The sequence below is a fragment of the Bergeyella cardium genome (assembly GCF_009914665.1).
In the GTDB taxonomy this organism is placed as follows: Bacteria; Bacteroidota; Bacteroidia; order Flavobacteriales; family Weeksellaceae; genus Bergeyella_A; species Bergeyella_A cardium.
The window spans coordinates 1,920,015-1,943,512 of record NZ_CP029149.1; the positions used below are offsets into that span (position 1 = coordinate 1,920,015).

A 23,498-nucleotide genomic window follows, 5' to 3' on the forward strand; every position below is an offset into this window, starting at 1 on the left:
AGCTGATATTTACAAAGTCTCTTTTAGCCAAGAGAAAAATTCGCGTTGCCAAAGGATACCGTTCTGAGGTTTGAGTACCCAATGGTTCTCGTTGGGGAAGTAAAGGAATTTAGATTTTAATCCCTTCAGCCTTGCTGCTTGGAAGGCTCCCTGCCCCTGTTCATAAGGTACGCGATAGTCTATCCCGCCTTGGATAATCATTATCGGTTTATTCCATTTGGAGATAAAGTTGCTCGGATTGAAATCAGTAAACGACTTCGGAAGCGGCTGAGAGTAGAGGTTCCCTCCCAAATCCCAATCGGCAAACCAAAGTTCTTCAGTGGTGAGCGACCAAGATTTCATATCAAATAAACCGTTGTGAGAGATGAATGTCTTAAATCTGTTTTCGTGAATCCCTGCGAGCATTAGCACAGAATAGCCTCCATAGCTCGCTCCCACAGCCCCTACTCTATCGCCATCTACATACGGGAGGGTTTTCGCATAATCTACAGCAGAGAGGTAGTCTCTCATTGGCTGGCCGCCCCAGTCTTTGGAGATATCCTCATTCCACTTTACTCCCCAACCAGGCATTCCTCTTCGGTTAGGGGCGATGATGATGTATCCATTAGCTGCCATCAGAGCGAAATTCCATCTAATGCTGAAAAACTGGGTAACGGGAGACTGTGGGCCACCCTGACAATAAAGCAATGCAGGGTATTTCTTATTCGGATCAAAGTTCGGTGGATAGTGGAACCATACCCCCATCTCCTTACCGTCAGTAGTTTTTACCATTTTAAGCTCAGATTTACCCTGAGAGAGCTTGGTATAAGTATCTTTATTCACAGCGGTAATCCGCTTCATAGCACCGTTTTTCAAATCTACGGAGAACAAATCGGCATTATGGTTAATATCTACCCTGCTGACCAAAAGCTGATTTTTATTGAGCGCATAGATTGCATTCACATCAAAATTTCCGTTAGTGATTTGCTTAATCTTTTTAGTCTGAATATCCAATGAGAAAAGCTGAACCGTTCCTTTGATTGCCGCGGTAAAATAAATCATCTTCTCACTTGCAAAGAAAGCATTTCCACCTGCGATTTCATCCCAGCTTTCGGTAAGATTAATGACTTTTCCTGTAGCCCAGTTCATTATTTTGATATCTTTTTTATCAGATTCATAGCCATCATTCGCCATACTGAACCAGAGCAAATGCTTCCCATCGGGAGAGAATTTAGGGTCTGTATCATAGCCTTTGTTAGTTTCGGTGAGGTTTTTTATCTCCCCCGAAGAAAGGCTATAAGAGAAAATATCTGTATTGGTAGATTTTGCGTACTCAATGCCCTCCAATGGCTTCATAACGAAGAGAAGTTGCGAAGAATCCGGGCTCCAAAGGAAGTCTTCCTTCCCGCCGAAAGGGCGCTGAGGAGAATCCCAAGCCTTACCTTCGAGCAAGTCTTTAGCAGTATCTACCGATTGAGAAACTTCTACAACGAAGATATGGTTGTACTTACCCTCATTAAAATAATCCCAATGCCTGTGATTGAGATCCGTATAAATATGCCCCGAAGTTTTTTCAAGGTCAGAATGCTTGTCCTTACCCAAAAGTTTTTCTACCAAAACTTCTTTGCTGAAAGCAATTTTCTTTGCATCTGGGGAGATAATAATATGATCTACCTCTCCGATGGTGTAAAATTCTTCCCAAGAACTTCCCTTGTCTTTGGAGCGGTAAATCTTCCCGCCTTCCTGAGCATAAATTCCATTTTTATCCCATTGGATTAATGATTTTTTACCTAAATCTATCTTATGCGAAGCTCCTCCATTGAGAAGATTGAGAAAATAAATTTCCGACTTGGTTTTCTCGGTTTGGATATCGGTTTTACTCAGTTTATAAATCAGTTCAGACTGAGATGGGGAAACGGTTTCTACACCTAATCTATTAAGACTCCAGAGGATTTCTGGTGTCATTACCTGCTGTGCATTCATCAGAAAAGGAGCTGCAAGAGCTACGATGCTATGTTTTAGTTTCATTTTTATTATTAAAGTTTTTTAATCATCTACAAAAATTCCATTGAGTATGGAGGTAAAAATCGATAGGAGAACGCTAAAAATAAACGCCGTTACGAAGCCATCAATCTTCATATTATCTATAAAATAATCTGCGATGAGGATGGTAACGGTATTGATGACAAGGGCAAATAGCCCAAGGCTAATAACAGTAAGCGGCATACTGATGATTTTGAGGATGGGCTTTATAAAGGTGTTGACAAGCCCTAAAACCACAGCGAAGATGATTGCGGTTTTAAATCCATCATTAAAGGCTACTCCTGACATAAAATAAGTAAGCCCATACGACACTCCCGCCGTGATGAGCAGGCGAATAATTAAGTTCATTTGTTCTATTCTTTTTCTTGGTTTGTTACTGGTATTCTGGTTTCGCTCTTTACTACAGAAAGTACAATTGAGCTGCTATAATTTCCGATATTCGGTAGCTCAGCAATGATTTTCATCATAAAATTATTGTAGTCATTAATATCTTTGGCAACTATTTTCATCATATAATCATACTGTCCAGAGAGGCGGATTACTTCCAATATCTGTTGTTTCTCGCTTGCTTTGGTTTCAAATTCACGGATTCTATCGATTGACTGCTCTTTAAGCGTTACATAGCAGTAAGATATAATGTTGTAGCCCAGAGCTTCTCTATCTACAACAGCTACATTTCTCAGGATAAGTCCACTTTTTTTAAGAGCTTTTATACGCTCATAAGTGGGTGTGAAAGACAGTCCTACCCTTTCTGATAATTCTTTTATAGGGGTAGAAAAATTTCTTTGTAAAATATCTAATATCTGTAAATCTATACTGTCTAATGTTTTCATAATTTACTAATATAGGGCACAAATATAGGTAAATATCACCTTTATAAGGTAAGGCATTTTATTAAAGTTTATAATTGAAATCTTCATTTGCTAAATTGTAATTAAACTCACATTATCAGTATTAAGGATGATTTTTTAGATAGAAATAAGTACTTTTGAGGGCAAAAATTAATACATCAGAAGAATGAAAATATTAATGGTATGCTTAGGAAATATCTGCCGAAGTCCGCTTGCAGAAGGGATATTAAAATCTAAACTCCCTGAAAATTTTATAGTAGATTCGGCTGGTACAAGTGCCTTTCACAAAGGGGAAATACCTGATGAAAGAGCAATATCTATAGCAAAAGAACAGGGAATCGATATATCTAATCAACGCTCAAGACCATTGCAAATATGGGATTTTGATGAGTTTGATAGAATCTACTGTATGGACAAGAGCAACCTTAGTAATGTTCTTTCAATGGCTGAGAATGATAGGCAGAAGGAGAAGGTCTCATTGATTTTAGATATACTGGAAGATAGTATTAGCGAAGTTCCAGACCCTTATTATAGCGGTAAAGAAAGCTTTGAAAAGGTATATCAACTCCTCGATAGAGCTTGTACGGCAATAGCCAGCGAGCTTTTATCAGAATCATAAAAAGGCTGTATATTTGCATCAGTTTAAAATTAAAATCAATGAAAAAAATAGCATTAGGCTTAGTATTAGTAAGCACACTGGCATTTGGTCAGTCAAAAAAAGTAACATCATCTAATGTACATTGGTGGGGGTATAAGGTAATGAAATCCGAAGGCTCTTCTCACGATGGTACAGTAGATGTAAAATCAGGATTTGTAACCTTGAAAAAAAATCAAGTAGTGGGTGGTACTTTTGTATTGGATATGACGAGCATCAATGCTGTAGATGTAACGGGAAATATGCAAACAAAACTTAATGCACACCTGAAAGATGGAGACTTCTTCGAAGTAGATAAGTACCCAACTGCAACCTTTCAGATTACATCCGTAAAGAAAAATAAAAGCACGGACTTTACCCATACCATCAGTGGAAAACTGACTGTAAAAGGTAAAACCAATACCATCTCTTTCCCTGCAATGATTTCGGTAGATAATGGTGAAGTAAAGATAAAGTCTAATAAATTCAGCTTTGACAGACAGAAATTTGATATCACTTATAAATCATCAATGAAAGATTTAGTGATAAAAGATGAAGTGGATATGACGGTAGAGCTTACCGCAAAGTAATCTCTCCAAACTAAAAGAAAACAGCTGCTCATCAGAGTAGCTGTTCTTTTTATATTTAATAATAAAGTCTTTTAAGGGGACAAAACCTCCCTTAAAATCCTCGAAACTTCGGCAGAATGAGTTAGTGGGAAGAGATGAGTACCATTCCGTATAATATAGTCGGGGCTACAATTTTTGAGTGGAAACACGATGTCTTTATCGCCCATTATCTGCACTACGCCTTGGGTTTCCTCGCTTTGCCATTCCGTTATTTTTTCCATAGACCATTTCAGGTAGTGGGCATTTCGTACTCGGAAATATTCGAGGACTTTGGGGTTTTTCGGCTCAATCATCTTTCGCAGGTAGGAATAAGTGAGAATCGCCTTTTCACCAAAGGCTGATTCAGGCAAGAGCTTTGGAATTTTGGTTAGCATCCCTGCTTTTATGAGTTTTGATTTTTCCTTATCAGAGCGGATGCTCCCAAGGATAACGACCTTCTCTGTGGGTTTCAGTTTATTGATTTCCTGTGCTACGATGCCCCCAAACGAGTAGCCCAAAAGGCAAAACGGCTCGGAGGTATCAATTTTCTCTGCCATTCGGCCTATATAATGATAAAAATCCTCCTCCCTCTCGGGGATAAGCCAGTCTATGTATATGGGCTTTATGTTTTCATTGAATTTTATTCGGCTGAATACTTTGGCATCTGCCCCTAAACCGCTGATGATGTATAAATTCATAATTTAATAATTAATAAGCGAAGAAAAAGAGCAGAATGAGATTCCTGCTCTTTTATTTAGATGAGAGTTATTTTATAAATCCTCTGCTTCGTAAGAGGGGCTTTATATCTGGGTCTCTCTCTGCGAAGTTTCGATAAGCTTCGTTTAAGTCCATAGAATTCCCTACGGAGAGAATGTATTTTCTGAATCTGTCACCATTTTCTCTTGTGAGGAGACCGTGCTGCTTTATCCATTCCCAAGCGTCTAAGTCCATCACTTCTGACCAGAGATAAGCATAGTATCCTGCAGAATAGCCTCCTCCCCATATATGGGCAAAGTAAGGTGTGTGGTATCTCGGCGGTACAGCTTGAAGTGTAAACCCATTGGAGAGAAGTGTAGATTTTTCAAATTCCAAAGTAGGTTTCAGCTCCTGTTCAGAGGTAACGGTATGCCATGCCATATCTGTCATCGCAGCAGAAACCAATTCCGTAGTAGCATAGCCCTGATTAAAGGTTCTTGCTTTTAAGATTTTATCTACAAGTGCTTGAGGAATGGGCTGCTTAGTTTCATAATGAATAGCATAGTTTTTCAATACTTCAGGTACGAGAGCGAAATGTTCATTGATTTGTGAAGGAAATTCTACAAAGTCTCTCGGTACATTAGTTCCCGAAAGCGATGGATACTTCTGAGTAGCGAATATCCCGTGTATTGCATGTCCAAATTCGTGAAATATGGTTTCTACTTCATCAAAACTGATGAGCGATGGTTTTCCGTTGGCAGGTTTTGCATAATTATAACAGTTGGTAATTACAGGTTTAGTTCCCAAGAGGTAAGACTGCTCCACAAAGTTATTCATCCAAGCTCCTCCCCTTTTGCTCTCCCGAGTATAGAAATCGAGATAATATAATGCAAGTGAGCTTCCATCAGTATCAAAAACCTCATACACCACTACATCTGGATGATAAACTGGCAGGTCTGTTCTTTTCTTGAATGAAATTCCATAGAATTTATTTGCTGCATAGAAAACACCTTTTTCCAATACAGTAAAAATTTCAAAATAGGGTTTTGTTTCGGATTCATCGAGGTCAAATTTTGCTTTTCTCACTTTCTCTGCATAGAAATTCCAGTCCCAAACCTCTATTTTAAAGCCTCCTTTTTCTGCATCTATGAGCTTTTGAATTTCAGCCTGCTCTTTTTTGGCTGCTTCTACGGCGGGTTTAGCTATTTGCTTCATTAGTTGAGTAGCAGCAGCTGGAGTTTTAGCCATCTGATCTTGAAGTTTCCATTCGGCGAAGGATTTTTTACCGAGGAGATTGGCTTTTTTCAGTCTAAGGGCTGCGAGTTTTTCCACTACTTCTCGGGTATCTGCACTGTCGCCCTTCTCTGCTCTAAGCCAAGAGGCTTTAAAGAGTTTTTCTCTTGTCTTCCGATTATTTAAGCTGGAAAGCAGTGGTTGTTGAGTAGTATTTTGCAAGCTAAGGAGATAACCTTGATGCCCTGCTTTTTTTGCGGCATTTGCTGCTGCAGAGATTTGATCTTGGCTCAATCCGTCCAGTTCTTTTACATCAGAAATGAGAAGTGCACCATTTTTCCTTGCTTCCAAAAGTTTAGAATCAAACTGCGTAGAGAGCGTAGCGAGTTCTTGATTAATATTCTTTAGCTCCTCTTTAGCTTCAGTTGAAAGCCCAGCACCTGCAATTTCAAAATTTTGAAGATAAACTTCCAAAAGCCTTTTGCTTTCAGCATCTAGACCTTGTGGGCTAATGGATTTTATCCTTTTATAGAGGTTTTCATTGAGATAAATCTTGTCGTTATGAGCCGCAAAAATACTCGCATACTCTTCCTCTAACGCTTGAAGTTCAGGGTTGGTATCTGCACTTGTAAGGTTGCCAAAAATAATCTGTGCCCTTTTCAGTACCTCACCACTTTTTTCCAATGCTTCCAGTGTATTGGCAAATGTAGCAGGCTGTGGATTATCAGCGATGGATTGTATTTCCAAATTGTGCTGTTTCAATCCAAAATCAAATGCAGGCCTGAAATGTTCAGTTTTGATTTTATCAAATTCAGGTGCTTCAAATTGAAGCGAACTCTTCCTCATCAGAGGGTTTTCACTTTGTTTCGATTCTTGTGTAGCAGTCATTTTATTCGTTTTAGTTTTAGCTGTTTTTGAGGTGGTAGCGCAGGAGTTAAAGAAAAGAGCGGCAACCAGTACAGCAGGAGTAATACCTTTCATAGCGATAAATATTTAATGTTGATTAGCAAATATATAAAACTACTTTTTTATAGCCAAAAGATAAAAATCCACATAGAAGTAACTGAAATTTTATATTTTTTATCAATATTTCATTTTTGCTTTGAAAGTGGTGGACAAATCTTCATCAATCAAGAAAATCACCTCTGAGGAGGCGATTTTCTTATGTTTCTAGTCTTTTATAGCGGCTTTTATCAATGCCTTGAAGAGGGGGTGAGGCTTTTCTACGGTGCTTTTGTACTCTGGGTGATACTGCACCCCGATGTAGAACGGATGCTCTTTCAGCTCGATGGTTTCGGCCAGTTCGGTGTCTGGATTGGTTCCTGAGAGCATCATTCCGTGCTTCTCGAAGGCGGACTGGTATTCGGAATTAAACTCGTATCTATGTCTGTGCCTTTCGGAGATGTCTTTTGTGCCGTAGATTTCTGAAAGTCGGGAGCCAGGTTTTAGCTTGCACTTCCAAGCACCGAGCCGCATAGTTCCGCCTTTATCGATCACATTTTTCTGCTCTTCCATTATGGAGATTACGGGCTCTGGGGTGGAGACATCAAACTCCATAGAATTGGCGGCGCTTAGTCCGAGTACATTTCGGGCAAACTCTATCGTCATAATCTGCATACCGAGGCAGATGCCGAGCAGCGGGATATTGTGGGTTCTTGCAAACTGTGCGGCAACGACTTTTCCTTCTATTCCCCTGTCTCCAAAACCTGGTGCTATGAGCATTCCGTCGATTCCTTTAAAGATTTCTGAGGCATTTTCTTTTGTAATGTCTCCGCTGTAGATCCACCTGAGTTTCACTTCGGTTTCTAAGTCGGCTCCTGCATGAATAAAGGCTTCCGCGATAGATTTATAGGAGTCTTGGAGGCTTACATACTTGCCCACGAGAGCTATTTCTACGGCTTTTTTAGGGTTCTTATACTTTTTGAGGAAGGTATTCCAGTCTCTGAGGTCTGCCTTTTTATCGGATTTAAGCCCCAGTTCCTTTAAAACTACATCATCAAAATTCTGTTTTTGTAGATAGACAGGCACTTCGTATATGGTGCTCATATCTTTACATTCTATCACATTCTCGAGGCCTACATTGCAGAATTGTGCGAGCTTCGCACGGATATCTTTGGTAAGTTCGTGCTCGGTACGGCAAACGAGGACATCCGCCATAATCCCGCTCTCCATAAGGGCACGAACCGAGTGCTGAGAGGGTTTGGTTTTGAGCTCGCCGCTTGAAGCGAGGAAAGGCAGGAGGGTGAGATGGATGACCATTGAATTATTCTCGCCGAGCTCCCATTTGAGTTGGCGAACGGACTCTATATACGGCAGAGATTCTATATCTCCCACCGTGCCGCCAATCTCGGTGATGATGATGTCATAATCCTCCTTTGCGAGGATAGTGATTCGCCTTTTGATTTCATTTGTAATGTGCGGGATGACCTGCACGGTTTTCCCGAGGAAGTCGCCTCTTCTTTCTTTTTCTATAACGGTTTGGTAGATTCTGCCCGTCGTTACATTATTATTCTGATAAGTAGGCGAGTTTAAGAATCTCTCGTAGTGCCCAAGGTCTAGGTCGGTCTCGGCACCGTCTTCTGTTACATAACATTCTCCGTGTTCGTAGGGGTTTAGCGTACCTGGGTCTATGTTAATGTACGGATCGAGTTTTTGAATGGTAACTTTATAGCCTCTGGATTTTAGAAGTAAGCCGAGGGATGCAGAGACAATGCCCTTTCCCAAAGAAGAAGTAACACCTCCTGTTACAAAGATGTACTTTGTATTTTTTTTACTCATTAGATTAGGTTTGTGCAAAATTAAACGAAAATGCGCTACGGAGCAATTGTTTTTAATTGAATGTTAATAAAAAGAAATCTCCTGAGAGAAAGATTCCAAAGGAGATTTAATGCTCATTTCTTAGGCTTTTTTAGGGATATTCGCCAAGATATCTTTCAGGAAGCTCCAAAACTTCTGGGTGGAAGAGATGCTCGCTCTTTCGTCTGGCGAGTGGGCTCCTTTTATCGTAGGTCCGAAGCTCACCATTTCCATTTTAGGATAATTTGCCCCGATAATGCCACATTCTAAACCTGCGTGGCACGCCACTACTTGAGGCAAACTTCCGAACTTCTCCTCATAGATGGATTTCATTAGTTTGATAATCTCTGCGTCTGGCTTTGGTTTCCATCCAGGATAGGAGCCTGTAAATTCTACTTCCAAGCCTCCCAATTCAAATGTGGCTTTGAGCTGATTGGCGGTGTCATATTTAGAAGAATCTACCGAAGAGCGCGTAAGGTTTAAGATTTTTAATTTACCCTCATTGAGCTCTACTCTTGCAATATTATTAGATGCTTCTACAAGATCTGGAACATCGGGAGACATTCGGTAAACTCCATTATGTGCAGATTTTAATACTCGGATAATCTTTTGAGAATCCTCAGCCGAAAGGGCTTGCAATGCCGATTGAGTTTTCTCAATTTCTATGCTTAAGTCCTTTTCCAGAGATGAAAATTCTTCTAAGATTTCAAGTTTTAATTCATTGATTTTTTGGATAAACTCTGCTGCATTAGAAACTGAAAGAACAGCTACGGCTTCTCTTGGGATCGCATTTCGGAGACCTCCTCCATCAATGGAAATAAGCTGTACAGTTCCTGCTTCTAAGCCTTTGAAAAGCAATCTGCCGAGAATGACATTGGCATTTCCTAACCCTTTGTGGATATCCATCCCAGAATGGCCGCCTTGTAAGCCCTTGATGCTGATTGTTACTATTTCACCTGTTGAGGCAAATGTTTTATAGGTCTGGAAAGCGGTAACATCTACTCCACCAGCACAACCGATGTCTATTTCATCGTCTTCTTCTGTGTCGAGATTTAAGAGGATTTCTCCTTTGAGTACATTCGGTTTAAGGTTAATTGCACCTGTCATTCCTGTTTCTTCATCTATGGTAAAAAGGGCTTCCAGCTCTGGGTGAGCGATGTCTTTAGCCTCGAGGATAGCCATCATTGCAGCTACACCAAGCCCGTTATCTGCTCCGAGGGTCGTCCCCTTTGCACGAACCCAATCTCCATCTACGAACATTTGTATCCCTTGAGTTTCAAAGTCAAAATCTATATCGGCATTCTTCTGGCAGACCATATCGATATGAGATTGGAGAACGATTGGAGTTCTGTCTTCCATCCCTTGAGTTGCTGGCTTTCTGATGATAATATTTCCGACTTCATCTACGGTAGTTGGCAAGCCCAAACGCTCACCGAAATTCTTAATAAATGCTATTACTTTCTCTTCTTTCTTGGAAGGTCGAGGCACTTCATTAAGCGCAGAAAAATTATTCCAGATTTCTTTTGGTTCAATTCCTATTAAACTCATAATTATCTATTTTTTTGTTTATTTCTTAGGTGCTTTTATGGCGATTTGTATTTCCATTACATCTTTTATTATCTGATCTTTTGCGGGCGACTGAAAACTTACTCCAAAGTCTTTCCTGTTAATTTCGGTAGGCTCAGAGTAGATGGATACCGAGCTTTCATTAATGATGATATTTGCCTTTAAACTGACAGGTTTTGTGATTCCTTTTATAGTCATCTTCCCTTCGAGTATGGTATTATAGTCTCCACCTTCAGTTGGCGTTAGTTTAGTGATTTCATAAGTCGCTGTGCTAAACTTCTCCACTGCAAAGAAATCATCGGATTTCAAATGAGCCTCCAGCTGTGCTTTACCCTCTTCATCTGTAATGAGATCTGTGTTTTTCAGCGTCTTCATATTTGCACTGAATACACCTCCCTTTACTTTATTATCCTTAAATTTTATCTCTCCTTCTAAGAATTTAAGCGTACCAAAATGGCTCATATTATCGGTTTTGAAAACCTTAAATCCCTTCCACTCTATTGCAGAGGTAGCTGTATCTATCGCAAGGTGCTCAACAGAGGCAGTATCGGTAAGATTATCTTCTGATTTCTCGGTGAGAATTTGTTCCTTTTTGCAGGAAATTAAGCTCATAAAAAATATACCCAAAGCGGTAGGAATAAATATTTTTCTCTTCATTGATAACTCGTTTCTATGGTGATTGATTTTAGTATAAAAATTTTGTGTAATGATACAAAAAATATTTATCATTGCAAAAAATAATAGAATGAGAAAACCTCTTGCTTTTCTGTTTATTTTACTTGCAAGCCTCTCTGCTCAGGCACAATCTTCCAGACTTGATGAGTTGCTCTCCATACTTGAAGCTAAAAAAGGTCTCCGTATAGCTAAAACTGATGTAAACATTAGCGATAAAAAATTCGTCCTCATAAAAGACTTTGATGAGTATACAGAACGAAATTTTATCATCTTAAAAGGTAATTTGGTAACAATGGTAGAGGTTTTTGATGATAAAAAAACTGGAGAAACTACCTCTAAAATCTTTACTGGTGATATGGTAAGGACAAATAAAAATCTAATCTCTATAAGGCTGGATAAGCAAGAATCCAAACCACTATCTGTCCCCCTCACCAAAGCTCTCCTACTGGCTGAGCAAAAGCAAATCCTCTACCTTCTCGATCTCAATACAAAAGAGCGATGGATAGACGAATCCTCACTTACTAAAAAGAATTAATTTTTTTAAATATTAAAATATACTGATAAGTCTTTCATTTATATTTGATGTCTAAAAAATTCACTAAAAAAATAGCATATATCATCTGGATATATGCTATAAATATTTGTTATACAGAGAGTAATCATCTCACCTGTTAAGATATTATTCCTCCGCCGAAGTTCGCGCCTTAGATTTATAGACTTGGAAGTTGAATACGAAACTTCGGTTTCGGTAGATATTATTCGGATAGTGGAGGTCTCTGGCGTAGGCCGCACGAGAAGGGACGATAATCACCCCTTGAAGATTGTAGGGCGCAGAATCTTCCTGGTCAAATGCTTGGAAATGCTTTAGCGCCTCTTTAAAGCCCTCGATTTCGTAATAGCTTCGTTGCTTTTGGATATCGCTGCTCGCCTTATCGAGCACAGATTTTTTCACATAATAATAGTAGGGGTCTTTATCGGGCGTGCCAAAATTATCTATGGTATTGATGAAAGTACCTTCGGAGCCGTAGGACATCGTTCCATCGTCTTTTCTGCGAGAGAGGAAGGTCGTGGTTTTTGTCATTAAGTGGATTACATCCGTCTCGCCAATAGCCGTTCCGCTCGCTGGCTGTGCGCCTTGCCTTACGATATAGACTACGCCACTCGGAAGGGTTTGTGGGTTGAGGGCAGAGAGCTTGGTTTCATTATCATCTGAAGTATCTGTGGCGCTGAAAGCCTTGATGAGCCCTTGGGCATCGAGATAATGCTCGTCGAGATACTTAGCAATGGCTTGGTCATCATTTGCATTTTGCTCTGCAAGGGTTTCTACTTCTTTTGTGGTCTCTCTATCGTCATCATCTCTATTGCAAGACGCTAGACTGAGGGAAATTGCAAGGGTGCAAGCGAATATTCTTTTCATATTGGAGTTTTACGGATGCAAATATAAACAATCGGCTATCACTAGCAAAACCCTGATGAATATAGTACAAATGCAAGGATTTTTGCTGAGAAATGATAAAAAAAACTATTTTTGGAACCCTTAATTCAATTACCCCCCTTCGATGGAAATATGCACTGGATTTATGCTTTCGGCAATAAAGTATGGCGAGCAAGATGCTGTACTCAACTGCTTTACCAAAGAACAGGGCTTTATGAGCCTCTTTGTGAAGAATATCTATGCAAAGAAAAATAAGAAAAAGCCGTATCTAAGCCCATTAAATGAGCTGTATTTTAAGATAAATCATCAGCAGAAATCCAATGTTTTAAAGACGATTTCTTCGGTAGAGCCTTGCTGGATTTTAGATTGTAATGAAGATTTCAGCGCTATGTCCATCGTGCTTTTTGTTGCCGATTTTTTGAATATTATTCTAAAAAATGAAACGCCCTCCGACTATCTTTATGAGCAAATAAGCGAGCTGAGAACGAAAATAGAAGCCAAAGACCATCAGTGTCACCTTATTTTTATGATAAATTTTCTAAAAAACTTAGGTGCGAGCCCTTATATAAGCGAAGGCGATTTTCTCAACCCCGAAGAAGGGCGGTTTACAAATGCGATGTATAATAAATACTTCGGTGCAGAGATTTCTAGAATCTGGAAAGGGGTGTTGCAATCAGATATGCCGTATGATTTTCCTATCCCCTCTTCTGAGCGACGAAATTTACTCGAAAGTATTATCATTTATTATCAGCATCATATCCCGAACTTCCGAGAACCTGAATCATTAGATGTGGTAAAGCAGATTTTTGATTAAGAAATAAGCCCCACAGAGCCCATCAATTCTAAAATAATCCTTACTTTTGGGACTATGAATTGGGATAGTATTATCGGGCAAAATGACCTGAAAACTCAGCTTCAGCAAAGTATAAAAGACAACCGAGTGGGGCACGCACTCCTCTTCACAGGTAATGAAGGCTACGGAGTTCTGCCTTTGGTTTTAGCATTTTGTAAAGAGATTTTCATTAATGAAAATCCAGATTCTGGCTCAAAAATAGACCACCTTTCTCATCTCGATTTGCATTTCAGCTTTCCTACTTATTCCGTTTCTGGTAAAAGCCTAAGCAAAAACTTTATTCCTCAGTTTAGGGAATTAGCACAGAGGAATCCTTATTTTGATTATGAAGACTGGTCAAACGAACTCGACTCTGAAAATAAACAACTCTTTATTTCCGTAGACGAAATCGAGGAGCTTACCTCTAAACTAATGCTTAAAAGCTACGAAGGAGGGTATAAAATACTCGTCATCTGGAGAGCCGATAAAATGAATGTGCAGGCTTCTAATAAATTCTTAAAACTTTTAGAAGAACCGCCAAAAAAAACGATTATTATCCTCACCTCTGAATCTCAGGACAGCTTTCTACAAACGATTCTCTCCCGAACTCAAATCTACGATGTACCCCGTATAAAAGATGAGGATATAAAAGAAGCACTGCTGCATAGCGCCAGCTTAGATGAGCGGCAAGTAGAAGCCATTATCTACCAAGCGCAAGGGAATTGGAATACTGCCGTTAAACTTTTAGAGCATACCCATTCTGATGAAGAGTTTGAACATTATTTTGTGAAATGGGTGAGAGATGCTTTTCAAGTAAATAAAAAGCCTCAATACCTTAGGGAGATTATCCACTGGGCATCTGAGATAAGCCTTTGGAATAAGGAGAAACAAAAGCAGTTTTTGGAATATTGTACTGAGATTTTCCGCCTTGCAATGCTTCAGAATTATAGTAGTGAAGGGCTTGTTTATAAGCGGATAGATGAAAAATTTAACTGGGAGAAATTTTCAGAATTTATTCACGGAGCAAATATAGAAGCTATACTCGAAGAAATAAGTGAGGCCAATCTGCACCTCACCCGAAATGGAAATGCTAAAATCGTTTGGACAGATTTAGGGATTAAACTCTCGCGATACATCCATAAGAAAGTCTAATAAAAAAAGACACTCCACCGAATGAAGTGTCTTTTTATTTATCTCTTACTTAGATTAGTTTTCTTCAGATTTAGCTTCTTCTTTTTTAGGAGCTTCAGCTGGAGCATCGGAAACGATGTCAAACTCATAAGTATACTCTACATCTCTGTGAAGTCTGATAAGAGCAGAGAATTTACCTGTTCTCTTAATTGTATTTCCAGGGATTTTAATGTATTTTCTATCGATTTCTACTCCTGCTTTTGCTAATTCTTCAGCAAGGTTTGCATTATTGATAGAACCGAAGAGCTTGTCTCCTGAACCTACTTTCGCAGCGATGGTAACAGAAACTTTTTTCAGTTGCTCTACTTTTGCATTAGCAGCGGCAACTAATTTTGCTTCCTCTTCTTTTCTTGCTTCTAATGTTTCTGCAAGAACTGCTTTGTTTTTAGGTGTAGCGAGAACTGCATATCCTTGCGGGATAAGGAAGTTTCTTGCATAGCCTGGTTTTACGCTTACAGTATCAAACTCAAGTCCTAAGTTTTCTACATCTTTTTTTAGAATAATTTCCATTTTGTTGTTGTCTTGTTTTTTAATTTTTAGATAGGTCTAAAAACAGTTAGAATTTAATTTTATTTAATTCAGCAACAAAAGAAACAGGCCTCGAGCAGCTTGTTTCTTTTATTTGATTTTGTATTACTTTAAAAGGTCTGCTACATACGGTAGAAGTGCAAGGTGTCTTGCTCTTTTTATAGCAGCAGCTACTTTTCTTTGGTATTTAAGAGAGGTACCTGTGTATCTTCTTGGGAGTATTTTCCCTTGCTCATTTACGAACTGAAGAAGAAAGTCAGCATCTTTATAATCTATATGCTTAATACCGTATTTTTTAAATCGGCAGTATTTCTTTTCAGTTTTAGTATTGATATCAAGTGGAGTAAGGAATTTTACTTCAGATTCTCCTCCTGCTGCGGCTTGTTGTGCCATTTCGTCTATTGCCATTTCTTTAATTTTTTTAAGGGTTAATGATTACGCTTTTGCAGATTTTAGTTTTGCTCTTCTTGTTACAGCATACTCTACTGCGTGTTTGTCCAGTTTAGTAGTGAGGTAACGGATGACTCTCTCATCTCGTTTGAAAGCAGTTTCTAAATCTGCAACGATGCTTCCTTCTCCTTTAAATTCAATTAAGGTATAAAAACCATTTTTCTTTAATTGAATAGGATACGCTAATTTTTTAAGCCCCCAGTTTTCTTTAGCTACGATTTCGCAGTTTCTTTCGGTTAAGAAGTTTTCAAATTTCTTTACTGCTTCCTCCACCTGTGCGTCAGATAGAACGGGAGTTAAAATGAAAACAGTTTCATAATGATTCATAATGTTGTTTTTTAATAATTCGGGGGCAAAAATATACCTTTTTCCTATACTGAGCAAATAAATATCAAAAACTGATAAAATAAAGCCCCTTTTAATGAATGATTAATGAAAGTTATTCCCTGCATTCTATACAGAAAATTTGGATGTTTCAGAAAAACTTATATCTTTGGCAACTAAATTTTAAATTTAACTATTATGAAAAAAAGCATTTTAATGGTATTTGCCCTTACGGCTCTTGTGCTTACATCTTGTAAAAAGGAAGCTTCCGCTACAGAAGATACGGTAGATTCCACGGCAGTATCTAATTCTGATGCTCCAGCAGTAGAAGGCGCTGAGGCGTTTGCAGTTCAGCCAGCAGATTCAAAACTCGACTGGGAAGGAGGTAAAATCTCTGGTGATAAACACTCTGGATTCATCAACTTTAAAGAAGGGGAAGTTCTTGTAAAAGACGGAAAAGTAGTGGGTGGTAAATTCGTTTTGGATATGAATACCATCGAGAGTACAGACATTAAAGACGACCCTGAAATGAAAACAATGCTCGACGGACACCTCAAAGGCACCGCTGAGGACAAAGAAAAAGCAGATCATTTCTTTAATGTAACCCAATACCCAACCGCGACTTTTGAAATTACAAGCGTGGCAGAAGAGAACGGTAAGCAAGTGGTAGAAGGTAATCTCACGATAAAAGATAAGACCAACCCTATTAAATTTACTGCTCAAGTGAAGGTAGATGGAGATAATGCAAGCCTCGTTTCTGATGAAATTATAATCGACAGAACAAAGTGGAATGTAAACTATAACTCTGGTTCTGTAATTAAAGACCTTGCAGCAGATAAAGTAATTAAAGACGAGATTAAAGTCCTCGTATCTGTGCTGGCTAAGAAATAATTGATTATTTACAAATTAAATCCTCCTCAGAAATATCTGAGGAGGATTTTTTATTTCTAATTTGTCTCCGACCCCACTGGATTATGGCTTTTGGCAAATAGCTATTAGCTAATCGCCAGTAGCCAACCGCTAATTATCATTTTAATAAAAAAATAGGCTATTTTTTATCAATTTTTAGGTTCTTAACCTAAAATTTTAGGTCTGGAACCTAATTGAATACGGTAACCAACCTAATCGTTCCGGTTCTTAACCTAAACGATGGGGTCTCTGACCCAAAATTTCCGGTCTTTGACCTAATCGTTCGGGTTTTTAACCCAAAAATGGGGTCTCTGACCCAAACGATGGAGTTTTTAAGTTAGTGGGCGCCGAGAGCGCGGTAGAGTTCTACGCCAGATTGTAGTTTTATGTATTGAGCATTGAGGATATTGAGCTCGGCATTGAGTTTATTTACATCAGCGTTGAGGACTTCTAAGTAATTTGCCATACCGTAATTCACAAGCTCGCGGGAGTAATCTACGGAATGAGTATAGGCTTCGAGCTCCTTTTTCTTTAAGCTGATGAACTCCTCTTGTGAGGAATAGATTTTTAGCGCATCGGAGACTTCCTTTCCTGCGGTGAGGACTGCCTTGCGGAAGGCGAGGTAGGCTTTTTCTTTATTGGCGAGGCTCACTTCATAATTGGTGCGTATCTGTCTTTTGTTGAGCAAAGGCTGGGTAAGACCGGCAATGATGCTCGCAAAAAGGGAATTGGTGCTAAAGAGCTTATCTATGTCTAATGATTGAAGCCCTCCGTTTGCGGTGATTTTAAGGCTCGGGTAGAACTGTGCATTGGCTACATTGGTCAGCTCAAAGGCTGCCCTAAGGTCGAGCTCCGCTTTTCTTACATCTGGGCGATGGGTAAGCAGATGGCTTGGGTAGCCGAGCGATGTATTAATGTTTAAAACCTGCTCGTCTATACTCCCTCGCTCTATTTTATGAGGCGCTTCCCCGAGGAGGAGAGAGATGGAATTTTCCAACTGCACAATTTGATTTTCTATACTGATGAGCGATGCCTGAGCATTATAAACTAAGGCTTCGCTTTGTTTTACGGCAACTTCGGTGAGGGAGCCTGCAGATTTCAGCGCTTTGGTGGTCTCTAAATTCTTTTGGCGAAGCTCAATAGTCTGCTCAATGATTTGCTTTTGCTTGTCATAGGTAAGGAGCTGGAAGTATGCCGTTGCCAATGATGCTACCAAAGTACTCTTTACCGCCTGCTGGGCTGCAACGGTACTCAGGTAGGTAGCGAGCTGTGCTTTCTTTTGTGCATTGAGCTTGCCCCAGATATCTGCCTCCCAGCTGAGACTTGCAGTGAGGTCATACTGCCGAAGATAAGTCCTATCCCTCCCCTGCCCAGAAGCTGAATTAAGGGAAGGCGTCTGGTAGCTAAAATTTGCAACGAGGGAGAGCGTAGGCTCATATACGCTTGCCTTGTATTGCTTTAAGTATGCCTCTGCGGAAGCAATATTCTGCACTGCGGTAAGCACATCTAAATTATTTTCCAAACCTTTGCTTATAAGGTTTTGGAGATGGCTATCGGTGAAGATTTCCTTCCAAGGGGTAGTAGCAATGCTGGTTTCCGTACTTTCAATACTACTGCCTTTTAGGGTAAGGCTATCGGTTCGGAAGAGGTTTTCAGTGGCAACTTCAGTGGGCTGTTTGTACTCCTGCCTTGCTGCGCAGGAGGTTATAAGCACTGCTGTTAGTATGGTGATGATAGTGTTATTCATATTCTTTAATTATCATTGAGTTTATTATTCAGAGAGGTGTACCTGCTCTTCTTTCTTTAAAGGGGAAATTTTCTCCTGTATCCATTGGAAAACGACATAGAGCACAGGGATTACAATTAATCCGAGAACGGTACCTATGAGCAATCCAATAGCTGCACCTGTCGCGATTGAGCGGTTCCCCACTGCACCGATTCCATTAGCGAGTACGAGAGGCATTAGCCCTACGATAAATGCAAGAGAAGTCATTAATATCGGTCTTATCCTCGCTTTTGCTGCATTAATGGCAGAGATGGCAAGCCTCTCGCCGTGTCTTCTTCTTTGCAAGGCAAATTCTACGATAAGGATAGCGTTCTTTGCCAATAGGCCGACGAGCATAATCAGTGCAATCTGGAAGTAGATATTGTTTTCCAAGCCGGCAAACTTCTGCCCGATGAACGCCCCCATCACACCGAGAGGGAGGGAGATAATCACCGAAAGCGGTACGATATAAGACTCATACTGCGCCGAAAGGATGAAGTATACAAACACCAAACTGAGCATAAAAATTACGATAGTTTGTGAACCTGCATTGATTTCCTCTCTCGTAAGTCCAGTAAAGTCTATCCCATAATTTGCAGGCAGGTGCTCATCTGCTACTTCTCGCACTACATTAATTACATCTCCTGTACTGAAACCAGGGTTATTCGCTCCTGTAACTTTCACCGAAGTGAAGAGGTTATATCGGTTGATGGACTGAGGACCATATACTCTTTTAAGACTTACGAATTGGGAAATGGGAGCCATCTCTCCACCTTTGGTTTTTACATAGAGTCCATCGAGGCTTGAAGCATCTTTTCTATCTTCTGGCAGGGCTTGTACCATTACTCGGAACTGCTTTCCGTATTTTGTAAAGTCCGCCGCGTAAAGCCCTCCGATATACCCTTGAAGCGTAGAGAGCAGGCTGCTAACCGATACGCCAGACTCCATAGCTCGAGGCACATTAATCTCCATTTCATACTGAGGATAGTTGGTATTAAAAGAGGTTTGCGCATATTGTATTTCGGGTCTTTGCATCAGTGCGCCCATAAATTCCTGTGCGGTTTTATCTATTTCCTTTATCTCCTGACCTGCTTTATCGAGGAGGACGAACTCCGCACCTGCACTCATACCGAAACCAGGCACGCCCGCAGGCTGAAAGAAAACGATTCGTGCTTCGGAGATATCTCCTACCGCCCCGAAGAGCTTGCCCGTTATCGCCTCAATGCTTTCGGCAGGGTTTTTCGCCCGTTCCTCAAAGTCCTTAAGCATAATGAACGCCATCCCATTATTACTTCCCGTACCAGAGAAGAAATTTCTCCCTGAGGAGAATGAAATCCCTTTAATCCCCTCTATATTTTTTACTTTGGTTTGTATCTGAGCGAGTACTTTATCCGTTCGCTCAATAGAAGCACCTACGGGCAGCTCTACATTTACAAAGACTACCCCCATATCTTCATTAGGTACGAAACCTCCTTTCATCGTTTTAGAAGACCAGAAGATAAGCACGCCAGAGATTAGAATCATCAGCACGGCAATCCACTTTCTTTTCAAGACAAAATTCACCGCCTTTCCATATCGCTTGGTTCCCGCTTCAAAAGCGAGATTAAACCTGTGGAAAAACTTCTGAATTACATTCTTCTTTTTATAATCCTCATCTGGGTTGTGAGGCCTTAGAAGCAAAGCACAAAGAACGGGACTAAGGCTAAGAGCATTCACAGCAGAAATCACAATAGCGACAATGAGGGTAATCCCAAACTGCTGATAAAACACCCCTGTAGGACCAGAAATAAAAGTAACGGGAATAAAAACTGCTGCCATTACTAATGTAATGGAAATAATTGCACCTGTAATCTCGTGCATCGCCTCAATAGTAGCCTGCTTTGCACTGAGGTGGTGGTTGGTCTCCATCTTTGCGTGTACGGCTTCTACCACTACGATTGCATCATCTACCACAATACCTATCGCCAGAACGAGAGCAAAAAGGGTAAGCAGGTTGAGCGAGTAACCAAAAAGATTGAGGAAGAAGAACGAACCCACAATGGAAACAGGCACTGCAATAGCAGGAATAAGCGTAGAACGGAAGTCTTGTAAGAAGATATAAACCACTATAAACACAAGGAGGAATGCCTCTATCAGCGTGCTTATAACTTTATTAATCGATGCTTCGAGGAAGTTCGTAGTATCGTAGTTTATCGTATAATTCATCCCTTCTGGGAAGTCCTTCTGTGCGGTTTCCAAATAGGCTTTTACGGCTTTGGCAATCTCTTGAGCATTAGACCCTGGTGTCTGCTGGATACCAAGACTAGTTGCGGGTAGCCCATCTTTCTTTGCCGAACCAGCATAGGAAAGCGCATCGAGCTCCACCTTTGCTACATCTTTTAGATAAAGGTACTGCCCTCCTCCCAAAGCCTTGATAACGATATTATCATACTGCTCTTTACTGCTGTATTTCCCTTGATACTTTATCACATACTCAAAGGCAGAACCACTGTTTTGCCCTAGCTGACCTGCAGCGGCTTCACGGCTTTGGTCATTTATCGCAGCACTTACATCTGAGGGTTCCAAGCCATAAGCAGCGAGCTTATCTGGGTCTAACCATACCCGCATAGAATAGGTTTTTCCTCCCATTACATTTGCATCTCCTACTCCATTTATCCTTTTAATGGCAGGAACTACATTTATATTTACATAATTTTGAATGAAAACATCATCGTGCTTAGGGTTTTCAGAATAAACCGAAAGATACATCAGTGCAGAAGTCTGTTGCTTCTGGGTAACAACCCCCGCACGGGTAACTTCGCTCGGCAAGAGGGGTGTAGCTCTATTCACCCTATTCTGAACATTCACGGCAGCAATATCTGCATCTACTCCCTGCTTGAAATATACTTGAATGCTCGCGCCACCATCATTCGTAGCCGATGAAGTGATATAATCCATCCCCTCTACTCCATTAATCTGCTCTTCGAGTGGGATGATGACCGATTTAAGTACCGTTTCTGCATTGGCACCCGTATAATTCGCCGATACACTTACCGTAGGCGGTGCAATATCTGGATACTGCGTAACAGGCAGCGCCGTAAGACCCAAAATACCGAGTATCACAATAAGAATAGATACCACAGTAGATAATACAGGTCTGTTTATAAAGTTTTTTACCATTTTTTTAATCTCATTGGTTGTAAGTATTGCTTATGTTTTTGCCTGAGTTTGCAGATATATTTACCACGATTAATGGGTTTTAAAAGCTGCTTGTATGCTGTCTGCTACGCTGCTGAAGGAAACTTTCTTCGGACTAATAGCTGTTCCTGTTTTGAGGGTAGAAACGCCTGAGGCTACGATGACATCTCCTTTTTTAAGCCCTGATTTTATGATAATCCTGTTATTCACTCGATTTTCTACTTCAAGGATAACAGATTTTGCAGTATCATTTTCTACCTTGAAAGCAATAACATTCCCTTGCTGTTCGTAGGTAGAAGCCTCAGGAATCACGAGTGCATCGTTATAGAGTTTAGGAATCCTTACGCGCCCGCTACTTCCGTTGCTGATGAGTTTTTGTGCATTAGGAAAGGCTACACGAAACTGTATGCTACCAGTAGTAGGATTGATCTGCCCAGTAGCCGTCTGCACCACTCCTTTTTCTGAATAGGCTTGTCCATTCGCAAGGAGGAGCTCTACGGAAGGTATATTTTTGAGTTTTTCCTGTACGCTTGCCCCAGGGATATCTTTCAAAAAGTCTAAGTATTCTTTCTCATTCATAGAGAAATAAGCATAGACTTGCTTAGTATCTGAAACGGTCGTAAGTGGAGTAGCGTCATTAGGACCCACAAGGCTTCCAATTTTAAATGGAAGGCTCCCCACTACCCCACTAATAGGTGCACGGATGATAGAATAATCAATATTCGCTCTTACACTTCGGTAGTTTGCCGATGCTTGATGCTGAGCTGCTACGGCTTGTGAAAGCTGAGCTTTTGCCTTTGCCAGATTTGCCTCTGCGGTTTGTAGCTGTACGCTGCTAATAATATTTTGAGCCACGAGAGGCCTGAGCTTATCTACTTCTACCTGTGCAGAGCTTACAGCCGCTCGAGCAGCCTCTACCGATGCTTTTGCAGCTCCTATACCTGCTTCTGAGGCATCTGCGCTTTGGTTGAGCATATTGGTTTCAAGACGAAACAAGGGCTGACCAGCAGATACAAACTGACCTTCATCTACCAAAACTTGGGTAATATATCCCTGTATCTTTGCTCGCACATCATTATTGATTACGCCTTGTATATTGACGTGGTATTCAGTATAAGCGGTTACATTCTGAATCTCTGCACTTAGTACAGGCAGCGCCTTTGCTCCTTCAGCTCTTTTCTCTTCTTGCTTAGAGCAGGATACTATCGAGAGTACCGATAGCGCAGCGATAAAAAATCTATTATTCATATATATTATAAGTTTACTATTGTCTGTTCTATATTGCTGATATTCTCATCTAATAACACCTTGTGGATACCAATCTTTCCGCTGATGTCTGGGTTTTTATCCTTACTGAAATCAATGAGAGAGATGAGAACTTCTCGTTCTTCCTTGAGCCTGCTCATAATTTCCATAAATCGGATTTTCACGAAATCGCAATTGATTTTAAAGAATCTCTTACGCTTATCATCTTTGTAGAAATCTACCACTAATTTTTTATCCAAAAGCAGATTGATGCTCGTAGAAACCGAGCTCTTACTCACGGAAAACACCTCTACAAAATCCTCAAATGAAAGCCCCTCACCCTGAAAATCAAAGATGAGAAAGGCATACATCTTCGCCGAGAGAGGCGAGAGGTTAAAGGTCTTCCGATAGAGTTCTGCCAAGCGGTGGCAGAGGTCATTATCTACATCAAACAGATGTGGCATACCTAATTTTTGGGCAAAAATATATTTTAGTTCGGAAACAGCCGAACTAAAACTATTAAATTTATGTTAAAGCTGTATTTATGAAATATAAAGAATC

At 40.2% G+C, this 23,498-nt stretch carries 22 protein-coding genes; 6 read left to right on the plus strand and 16 right to left on the minus strand.

Annotation, left to right across the window (positions count from 1 at the left end):
* Positions 1-9 precede the first annotated feature (9 nt).
* Genes DBX24_RS08745 through DBX24_RS08755 form a run of 3 tightly spaced genes read right to left on the minus strand, consistent with a single transcriptional unit; the run spans position 10 to position 2,855 of the window.
* Positions 10-2,007, minus strand: coding sequence for a S9 family peptidase (locus tag DBX24_RS08745; protein ID WP_160224616.1), 1,998 nt, complete (start codon positions 2,005-2,007; stop codon positions 10-12).
* An 18-nt stretch (positions 2,008-2,025) separates the two neighbouring features.
* Positions 2,026-2,370 carry a phage holin family protein gene (locus tag DBX24_RS08750; protein ID WP_120489012.1) on the minus strand — a complete coding sequence of 115 codons (345 nt, stop codon included), beginning with the start codon at positions 2,368-2,370 and terminating at the stop codon, positions 2,026-2,028.
* A gap of 5 nt (positions 2,371-2,375) precedes the next feature.
* A complete protein-coding gene (locus DBX24_RS08755; RefSeq protein ID WP_160224617.1) occupies positions 2,376-2,855 on the minus strand; it encodes an Lrp/AsnC family transcriptional regulator in 480 nt (159 codons plus the stop codon).
* Positions 2,856-3,039: 184 nt separating this feature from the next.
* Between DBX24_RS08755 and DBX24_RS08760 the strand changes: the two genes are divergently transcribed.
* Together DBX24_RS08760 and DBX24_RS08765 are read left to right on the plus strand one after the other, a co-directional pair.
* A complete protein-coding gene (locus DBX24_RS08760; RefSeq protein ID WP_160224618.1) occupies positions 3,040-3,492 on the plus strand; it encodes a low molecular weight protein-tyrosine-phosphatase in 453 nt (150 codons plus the stop codon).
* Positions 3,493-3,530: 38 nt separating this feature from the next.
* A complete protein-coding gene (locus tag DBX24_RS08765) occupies positions 3,531-4,097 on the plus strand; it encodes a YceI family protein (protein ID WP_120489009.1) in 567 nt (188 codons plus the stop codon).
* 71 nt (positions 4,098-4,168) lie between these two features.
* On the opposite strand, the gene DBX24_RS08770 is transcribed toward DBX24_RS08765, so the two are convergent.
* The 5 genes from DBX24_RS08770 to DBX24_RS08790 form a co-directional block, all read right to left on the minus strand.
* Positions 4,169-4,813, minus strand: coding sequence for an alpha/beta hydrolase (locus DBX24_RS08770; RefSeq protein WP_160224619.1), 645 nt, complete (start codon positions 4,811-4,813; stop codon positions 4,169-4,171).
* A gap of 67 nt (positions 4,814-4,880) precedes the next feature.
* Positions 4,881-7,025, minus strand: a complete 2,145-nt coding sequence (locus tag DBX24_RS08775; protein WP_160224620.1) for a M3 family metallopeptidase — start codon at positions 7,023-7,025, stop codon at positions 4,881-4,883.
* 189 nt (positions 7,026-7,214) lie between these two features.
* On the minus strand, positions 7,215-8,822 hold the full coding sequence (pyrG, locus tag DBX24_RS08780) for a CTP synthase (protein WP_160224621.1): 1,608 nt from the start codon (positions 8,820-8,822) through the stop codon (positions 7,215-7,217).
* Between the two features lie 120 nt (positions 8,823-8,942).
* Positions 8,943-10,388, minus strand: a complete 1,446-nt coding sequence (locus DBX24_RS08785) for an aminoacyl-histidine dipeptidase (protein WP_160224622.1) — start codon at positions 10,386-10,388, stop codon at positions 8,943-8,945.
* An 18-nt stretch (positions 10,389-10,406) separates the two neighbouring features.
* Positions 10,407-11,063, minus strand: a complete 657-nt coding sequence (locus DBX24_RS08790) for a YceI family protein (protein WP_160224623.1) — start codon at positions 11,061-11,063, stop codon at positions 10,407-10,409.
* A 49-nt stretch (positions 11,064-11,112) separates the two neighbouring features.
* Here DBX24_RS08790 and DBX24_RS08795 point away from each other — a divergent pair, with 49 nt between their 5' ends.
* On the plus strand, positions 11,113-11,616 hold the full coding sequence (locus tag DBX24_RS08795) for a hypothetical protein (RefSeq protein WP_245957177.1): 504 nt from the start codon (positions 11,113-11,115) through the stop codon (positions 11,614-11,616).
* Positions 11,617-11,760: 144 nt separating this feature from the next.
* Here DBX24_RS08795 and DBX24_RS08800 read toward each other — a convergent pair whose 3' ends face one another.
* Positions 11,761-12,498, minus strand: a complete 738-nt coding sequence (locus tag DBX24_RS08800) for a hypothetical protein (RefSeq protein WP_160224624.1) — start codon at positions 12,496-12,498, stop codon at positions 11,761-11,763.
* A gap of 142 nt (positions 12,499-12,640) precedes the next feature.
* Between DBX24_RS08800 and recO the strand changes: the two genes are divergently transcribed.
* Both recO and DBX24_RS08810 read left to right on the plus strand, forming a co-directional pair.
* Positions 12,641-13,330 (plus strand): DNA repair protein RecO, encoded by a 690-nt coding sequence (gene recO / locus DBX24_RS08805; RefSeq protein WP_160224625.1) that lies wholly within the window; start codon positions 12,641-12,643, stop codon positions 13,328-13,330.
* A 54-nt stretch (positions 13,331-13,384) separates the two neighbouring features.
* Positions 13,385-14,500, plus strand: coding sequence for a DNA polymerase III subunit (locus DBX24_RS08810; RefSeq protein WP_160224626.1), 1,116 nt, complete (start codon positions 13,385-13,387; stop codon positions 14,498-14,500).
* A 54-nt stretch (positions 14,501-14,554) separates the two neighbouring features.
* Here DBX24_RS08810 and rplI read toward each other — a convergent pair whose 3' ends face one another.
* The 3 genes from rplI to rpsF form a co-directional block, all read right to left on the minus strand.
* Entirely contained in the window at positions 14,555-15,049 is a 495-nt protein-coding gene (gene rplI, locus DBX24_RS08815; RefSeq protein WP_160224627.1) for a 50S ribosomal protein L9, read from the minus strand.
* 123 nt (positions 15,050-15,172) lie between these two features.
* Positions 15,173-15,475: a 30S ribosomal protein S18 gene (rpsR, locus tag DBX24_RS08820; protein ID WP_120489000.1), complete on the minus strand. Its 303-nt coding sequence runs from the start codon at positions 15,473-15,475 to the stop codon at positions 15,173-15,175.
* 27 nt (positions 15,476-15,502) lie between these two features.
* The gene (rpsF, locus tag DBX24_RS08825) at positions 15,503-15,844 is read right to left on the minus strand and encodes a 30S ribosomal protein S6 (protein ID WP_120488999.1); all 342 of its coding nucleotides are present in this window, start codon (positions 15,842-15,844) and stop codon (positions 15,503-15,505) included.
* A gap of 195 nt (positions 15,845-16,039) precedes the next feature.
* Here rpsF and DBX24_RS08830 point away from each other — a divergent pair, with 195 nt between their 5' ends.
* Positions 16,040-16,732 (plus strand): YceI family protein, encoded by a 693-nt coding sequence (locus tag DBX24_RS08830; RefSeq protein WP_120488998.1) that lies wholly within the window; start codon positions 16,040-16,042, stop codon positions 16,730-16,732.
* A gap of 355 nt (positions 16,733-17,087) precedes the next feature.
* On the opposite strand, the gene DBX24_RS08835 is transcribed toward DBX24_RS08830, so the two are convergent.
* The 4 genes from DBX24_RS08835 to DBX24_RS08850 all read right to left on the minus strand — a co-directional run bounded on the left by DBX24_RS08835 (position 17,088) and on the right by DBX24_RS08850 (position 23,401).
* Positions 17,088-18,497 (minus strand): efflux transporter outer membrane subunit, encoded by a 1,410-nt coding sequence (locus DBX24_RS08835; protein WP_120488997.1) that lies wholly within the window; start codon positions 18,495-18,497, stop codon positions 17,088-17,090.
* Between the two features lie 24 nt (positions 18,498-18,521).
* Positions 18,522-21,674, minus strand: a complete 3,153-nt coding sequence (locus DBX24_RS08840) for an efflux RND transporter permease subunit (protein WP_120488996.1) — start codon at positions 21,672-21,674, stop codon at positions 18,522-18,524.
* Between the two features lie 69 nt (positions 21,675-21,743).
* Positions 21,744-22,940 (minus strand): efflux RND transporter periplasmic adaptor subunit, encoded by a 1,197-nt coding sequence (locus DBX24_RS08845; RefSeq protein WP_120488995.1) that lies wholly within the window; start codon positions 22,938-22,940, stop codon positions 21,744-21,746.
* A 5-nt stretch (positions 22,941-22,945) separates the two neighbouring features.
* On the minus strand, positions 22,946-23,401 hold the full coding sequence (locus DBX24_RS08850) for a transcriptional regulator (RefSeq protein WP_120488994.1): 456 nt from the start codon (positions 23,399-23,401) through the stop codon (positions 22,946-22,948).
* Positions 23,402-23,498: the final 97 nt, after the last annotated feature.

Excerpts from the sequence above, each read along its gene's own strand:
- DBX24_RS08840 (WP_120488996.1), bottom strand. The coding sequence starts at position 21,674 with ATGGTAAAAAACTTTATAAACAGACCTGTATTATCTACTGTGGTATCT.
- rpsF (WP_120488999.1), bottom strand. The coding sequence starts at position 15,844 with ATGAATCATTATGAAACTGTTTTCATTTTAACTCCCGTTCTATCTGAC.
- DBX24_RS08845 (WP_120488995.1), bottom strand. The coding sequence starts at position 22,940 with ATGAATAATAGATTTTTTATCGCTGCGCTATCGGTACTCTCGATAGTA.
- DBX24_RS08835 (WP_120488997.1), bottom strand. The coding sequence starts at position 18,497 with ATGAATAACACTATCATCACCATACTAACAGCAGTGCTTATAACCTCC.
- DBX24_RS08755 (WP_160224617.1), bottom strand. The coding sequence starts at position 2,855 with ATGAAAACATTAGACAGTATAGATTTACAGATATTAGATATTTTACAA.
- DBX24_RS08760 (WP_160224618.1), top strand. The coding sequence starts at position 3,040 with ATGAAAATATTAATGGTATGCTTAGGAAATATCTGCCGAAGTCCGCTT.
- DBX24_RS08745 (WP_160224616.1), bottom strand. The coding sequence starts at position 2,007 with ATGAAACTAAAACATAGCATCGTAGCTCTTGCAGCTCCTTTTCTGATG.
- pyrG (WP_160224621.1), bottom strand. The coding sequence starts at position 8,822 with ATGAGTAAAAAAAATACAAAGTACATCTTTGTAACAGGAGGTGTTACT.
- DBX24_RS08850 (WP_120488994.1), bottom strand. The coding sequence starts at position 23,401 with ATGCCACATCTGTTTGATGTAGATAATGACCTCTGCCACCGCTTGGCA.
- DBX24_RS08775 (WP_160224620.1), bottom strand. The coding sequence starts at position 7,025 with ATGAAAGGTATTACTCCTGCTGTACTGGTTGCCGCTCTTTTCTTTAAC.
- DBX24_RS08750 (WP_120489012.1), bottom strand. The coding sequence starts at position 2,370 with ATGAACTTAATTATTCGCCTGCTCATCACGGCGGGAGTGTCGTATGGG.
- recO (WP_160224625.1), top strand. The coding sequence starts at position 12,641 with ATGGAAATATGCACTGGATTTATGCTTTCGGCAATAAAGTATGGCGAG.
- rpsR (WP_120489000.1), bottom strand. The coding sequence starts at position 15,475 with ATGGCAATAGACGAAATGGCACAACAAGCCGCAGCAGGAGGAGAATCT.
- DBX24_RS08795 (WP_245957177.1), top strand. The coding sequence starts at position 11,113 with ATGATACAAAAAATATTTATCATTGCAAAAAATAATAGAATGAGAAAA.
- DBX24_RS08790 (WP_160224623.1), bottom strand. The coding sequence starts at position 11,063 with ATGAAGAGAAAAATATTTATTCCTACCGCTTTGGGTATATTTTTTATG.
- rplI (WP_160224627.1), bottom strand. The coding sequence starts at position 15,049 with ATGGAAATTATTCTAAAAAAAGATGTAGAAAACTTAGGACTTGAGTTT.
- DBX24_RS08785 (WP_160224622.1), bottom strand. The coding sequence starts at position 10,388 with ATGAGTTTAATAGGAATTGAACCAAAAGAAATCTGGAATAATTTTTCT.
- DBX24_RS08810 (WP_160224626.1), top strand. The coding sequence starts at position 13,385 with ATGAATTGGGATAGTATTATCGGGCAAAATGACCTGAAAACTCAGCTT.
- DBX24_RS08770 (WP_160224619.1), bottom strand. The coding sequence starts at position 4,813 with ATGAATTTATACATCATCAGCGGTTTAGGGGCAGATGCCAAAGTATTC.
- DBX24_RS08765 (WP_120489009.1), top strand. The coding sequence starts at position 3,531 with ATGAAAAAAATAGCATTAGGCTTAGTATTAGTAAGCACACTGGCATTT.
- DBX24_RS08830 (WP_120488998.1), top strand. The coding sequence starts at position 16,040 with ATGAAAAAAAGCATTTTAATGGTATTTGCCCTTACGGCTCTTGTGCTT.
- DBX24_RS08800 (WP_160224624.1), bottom strand. The coding sequence starts at position 12,498 with ATGAAAAGAATATTCGCTTGCACCCTTGCAATTTCCCTCAGTCTAGCG.